Genomic DNA, 3,039 nt, shown 5'->3' on the forward strand with positions numbered 1-3,039 from the left:
TATATAGGCTACCCCCTCCCCCCCCCCCCCCCCCCCCCCCCCTCCCCCCCCCCCCCCCCCCCCCCCCCCCCCCCCCCCCCCCCCCCCCCCCCCCCCCCCCCCCCCGGCGGCCGGCGCCCGCCCCGGCCGCGGGAGGCAGAAGCGGTCCAGGACCACCACGAGCCTGGTGCCCGCGGAGCCCAGGGCGCCCATGAGCGCGTCGAGCGCCGGCAGCAGGGACTGGACCAGGTACGTGAGCGCGGCGGCCAGGGCCCCCGCGCTCAGCCCGTGCCCGAGCAGCCAGGGCGCCCCCAGCAGCAGCGCGATGACAGGGAGACGGCCCGCGACGCCGAGCGCCACGGTACGCAGCGCGGCCCACCGGGCGAGCAGGCGCGTCAGCCGCTCCTGTTCGGCGATCAGCGGCCGCAGGCCGGCCCCCGCATCCGCGCCGCCTCCGCAGGCGACCACGTCGCGCAGGCCCGCCGCCAGCTCGCCGGTCCGCGCGGCGAGGGCCTCGTCGGTGTCGAGCGCCCGCCGCTGCACCCGCGCCATCGGGCGCAGCGTGAGCAGGAATCCGGCCGTGCCCAGGAGCAGCGGCGGCAGCACGAACAGGAGCAGCACCGGCGCCAGCGCCGCCATCCCGGCCAGCGCGCCCGCCGCCGTGAAGACGAAGGACCGGGCGACGAGCACCAGTCCCGCGAAGGAGTCCCGGGCCATCTCGGTCTGCTGGGTCAGCCGGGAGACGGCACCGTCGTGCGCGGCCCGCGCGGGGTCGGCGACCGCGCGCTCCAGGGCCTGGCGCACGGCCCGGCGCACCAGGCCGTCGCGCAGCGGTTCGACGAGGTCGGCGAGCCCGCCGAAGACCCCCCGCAGGGCCAGCCCGCCCAGGAGGGCGCCGGCACCGGCCACGGCCAGCCAGGCGAGGCCGGTGCCGGTCCGGGCGGCGAGGAAGCCGTCGTCGAGGGCGCGGGCCACCGCGTACCCGCCGAGGAAGGTGTGGGCGGATTCCAGCAGGGACCACAGGGCGAGGCCGCGCAGCGTCCGGGTGCGGCCGCGCAGGAAGCGGCGTCCCTCGCCGCCGACCCGTCGCCAGGTGCCGTACTCGCTCACCGGTCCGCCCCGCGGCCGGCCGGGTCCCCGCCCGCCCCGAACAGCGAGCGGTAGGCGGGGTCCCGCCACAGCTCCGCGTGCGTCCCGGTGGCCCGGACCCGGCCCTCCTCCAGCCATACGACGAGGTCGGCGCGGGCGGCCGTGGAGGCGCGGTGGGTCACCACGAGACGGGTCCGGGCCCGCACCCCGTGGGCCAGGGCGCGCTCCACCCCGCGGGCGGTGACGGTGTCCAGGGCGGAAGTGGCGTCGTCCAGGACGAGCACCCGCTCCGCACCGCAGAACGCCCGTGCCAGGCCGAGGCGTTGCAGTTCGCCGCCGGACATCGGGGCGTCGGCGAGCGGTGTGCCGTAGCCCTCGGGCAGGCGGCGTACGAACGGGTCGGCACCGGCGGCCCGCGCGGCGGAGCGCACGGCGTCCGCTCCGGGCTCCGGCCGGGCTCCGAAGGCGATGGCCGCGCCGACGCTCCGCCCGAACAGGGCCGGCCGCTCGAAGGCGTGGCCGACCTCGCGGCGCAGCGCCCCGGAGGTGAGCTCCTCCAGCGGGATGCCGTCGAGCAGTACCCGGCCCCCGTCGCAGGGGGTGAGCCGTCCGGCGGCGGCCGCCAGCAGGCTCTTGCCGGACCCCGAGCGGCCGACGACCGCGGTGGTGGTGCCGCCCGGGAGGCGCAGGTCGACCCCGCTCAGCACGGTCCTTCCCGCCCGCACGAGGCGGACCCCGCGCAGCTCCAGCGTGCCGGGGCCGCCGGCGGTGTACTCCCGCTCCCCCTGGGGGAGTTCGGGCAGGCCGAGGAGGGCGGCCGTGCGGCGGGCGGCGGCCCGGCCGCGCACCACCGCCGCGAGCCGGCCCGTGACGGCTCCGGCGCCGGCCGCGAGACCCGCGTAGCGGACGGCGGCGAGCAGGCCGCCGACGCCGAGGGCCCCGGCCGCCAGACGCATGCCGCCCACGCCGAGGACCACGTAGAGCAGGAGGGGCATCAGGGCGCCGGTGCGGGCGGCGGTCCCCCCGTAGATCCGCCACATCCGCCGTCCCTCGCGGCCCAGTTCGGGCAGCGGGGCGAGGATCCGCGCCGCCTCGCGTTCGCCGGTGCCGGCCGCCGCGATGGTGCGGGCGCCGGCCAGGGCCTCGGCGAGGCGTCCGGCCAGGGCGAGCTGCACCTGCTGGTACCTGCCCACGCTGGCTCCCGACGCGCGGGCGAAGGCCCTCAGCAGCAGCGCGAGCACGGGCACCCCGGCCAGGAAGGCGAGGCCGGTCCAGACGTCGACGAGGAACAGGGCGACGAGTCCCCCGACCGGCGGCAGCAGGGCCGTGACGGCCGTCGCGACGGCCGCGGGAACGGTCCCGGCGCCCGCGGCGTGCGCCGTGAGCCGGGCCGAGATCTCGCCGGGGGAGTGCCGGGCGGCGTGGTGCGGTGCGGTGCGCAGCAGCGCGGTGAGGCAGCGTCGGCGCAGCCAGGCGGTGGAGCGGGCGTCGACGCTGCCGGTGAGCCGTGCGGCCGCGGCGTCCAGCAGGACCTCGGCGGCGGTCACCGCCGCGCAGTACAGGGCCCACAGGGTGCCCGAGGGGTCGCGGCGCAGGAGCAGGTCCAGGGCGTGACCGAGGACGGCCGGTTCGGCCAGTGCCGCGCACGCGGCGGCCAGCGAGCAGGCGGACACGGCGGCGGTGCGGCCGGCGCTGTGCCGAGCGGCCGCCCTCAGCGCCCGGTCGGCGGCACCGCTGGCCGCCGCCTCGCCGGGGGTGTCGACGGCCGCCGCCTCACCGGCGGCGTCGGGCGGGGTCATCGGCGGCGGCTCCTCGTGTCTCCCGGTGGCCCGGGACGCGGGCGGCCCGGGATGAGGTGCGGGGCCCGGGGGGGGGGCGCCCGGGACCCCCGGGAGCCCACCCAGTCCAGGGTCGGGTACTTCAGCTTTCTTTGCCGCCCAGGAGCCAGCTGGCTCTAGCGCCCCCCCCCCT

Annotated in this window: 2 protein-coding genes; one reads left to right on the top strand and one right to left on the bottom strand. The window is 79.9% G+C overall.

Going from position 1 to position 3,039, the window contains the following annotated elements:
• Window positions 1-267 precede the first annotated feature (267 nt).
• Window positions 268-1,143, top strand: coding sequence for a hypothetical protein (locus ACZ7IF_RS27865; protein ID WP_470976625.1), 876 nt, complete (start codon window positions 268-270; stop codon window positions 1,141-1,143).
• On the opposite strand, the gene ACZ7IF_RS27870 is transcribed toward ACZ7IF_RS27865, so the two are convergent.
• A complete protein-coding gene (locus ACZ7IF_RS27870; protein ID WP_470976628.1) occupies window positions 1,086-2,867 on the bottom strand; it encodes an ABC transporter ATP-binding protein in 1,782 nt (593 codons plus the stop codon). The genes ACZ7IF_RS27865 and ACZ7IF_RS27870 overlap by 58 nt on opposite strands.
• Window positions 2,868-3,039: the final 172 nt, after the last annotated feature.

This window comes from Streptomyces sp. NPDC037421 (genome assembly GCF_055602105.1).